The organism is Stenotrophomonas maltophilia group sp. Smal12, assembly GCF_037079935.1.
GTDB lineage: Bacteria > Pseudomonadota > Gammaproteobacteria > Xanthomonadales > Xanthomonadaceae > Stenotrophomonas > Stenotrophomonas sepilia.
Window position 1 is genome coordinate 1 of record NZ_JBAWUK010000109.1, and the last position, 1,372, is coordinate 1,372.

At 52.7% G+C, this 1,372-nt stretch carries 3 protein-coding genes; 1 reads left to right on the forward strand and 2 read right to left on the reverse strand.

Translation table 11 applies throughout. The features are described from left to right. The coding region (locus WDC87_RS21795; RefSeq protein WP_336331331.1) for a hypothetical protein at positions 1–215 on the forward strand (215 nt) is incomplete at its 5' end. 98 nt (positions 216–313) lie between these two features. Here WDC87_RS21795 and WDC87_RS21800 read toward each other — a convergent pair. Both WDC87_RS21800 and WDC87_RS21805 read right to left on the reverse strand, forming a co-directional pair. Beyond that, positions 314–706 (reverse strand): hypothetical protein, encoded by a 393-nt coding sequence (locus WDC87_RS21800; RefSeq protein WP_252744655.1) that lies wholly within the window; start codon positions 704–706, stop codon positions 314–316. A 430-nt stretch (positions 707–1,136) separates the two neighbouring features. Next, on the reverse strand, positions 1,137–1,372 hold a 236-nt coding region (locus tag WDC87_RS21805), incomplete at its 5' end, for a hypothetical protein (protein WP_336331332.1).

A 1,372-nucleotide genomic window follows, 5' to 3' on the forward strand; every position in this document is an offset into this window, starting at 1 on the left:
CGATCACCTGCTTCACCGCCTCTGCCCGGAACTCATCCGTGTACTGCTTGCTGTTGCCCATAAACACCTCGGTCATTGCCATCAATTATGGCAACCGGATGTCTACGAAAGGCTGGCCGGTCCACGCTGGTTGCAATAACCATCGGAATTCCACCATTAATAATCAAATGATGCCTGATTTCAATATTCAACACTACGTCTGCCAGCTGAATTGAAGAAGCCCATGCCACCTCGCCGTCAGTCCCCGCTCGTGACAATCGCATGCGGCAAGTTGCCCTGGGCAAATCGGGGAGCGCGGAACGCAAGCGATCAGTCATTCAAAGAACTCAATAACCCCCTCCACTTCGTACCCAAACCGTAAACTCCCATCCGGATAGCAAACAACAAACCGCCCCTCCAGATCAGGGACATCACTGAAGTGATCTCCAATAAGAACCCCAGAATCGAACTTCGGCGCCATCCGAATGGCCAGACGCCCGAGCTCCTCATCGTTTAAATTCAAGCAACTGTAGGCATTGACGATGGTTTTGAACTGACCGTCATCATGCATAACCCATATCCCCACCGAATCCTTGATCTGCGCGTGATCCCAATACTCATCAGAATCGAACACATTCGATTGCGGCACGCCCAACGACTCCGACAGCACCTTGCGAACATCATCAAAGCTCAAATAGCGCTCAATCGAAAACTGAAAGGAATCCACATATCACCTCAATTTATTTACCCGAGCCACGCGAATTGTAGAGTTCCAGCAACCTCGACCTAGAAGTCGCGTTCACTCCTGCGTTCCCCGCTGAGATCATACCCTCAAGAGCCTTCTCTGATCCGCCCCGGAGACCTCCATCTCGCACCATGTCCGTGTAAACACGGAACTCTGCCCGTGACAGCTGAACAATTCCCGGCCCCTCCTTTGGGAACATCGAGGCTCTATCAGGATGAGTACCCCAGATGCGGCCCGAGGGCACAAGGACGTCGCCATTTGGGAGCAAAACACCTTTCCCTGAGTTCAGATCATTTACGTCCTTGGCAATATCATGCCCCCCCTTTTACGATGGACTTTGGCGTATTGGCGCTACCGTCACCAAACCAGGTCTTCGCTCCAATTGTGTCCACACTGTGTGCCGCACTCACCTTCACAGAATCTCACGGCATGAACGGCTTCCCTTCCAAGGTTCCGCCGTCCACAACCTTTGAAAGAGAGCCGCCTTTGACCCGGAGAATTCCAGCCAATTGATTCCCTGATTGTTGGCGCGCATCCAGAACTGACCCACTTTCGGCGGTGATGCGCGGGTAAAACTGACCCACCTGAAGCCCACATCCTGAGCATCTTTTGCTCGGGGGATTTCAGGAGTGATCACCATGGTCATGT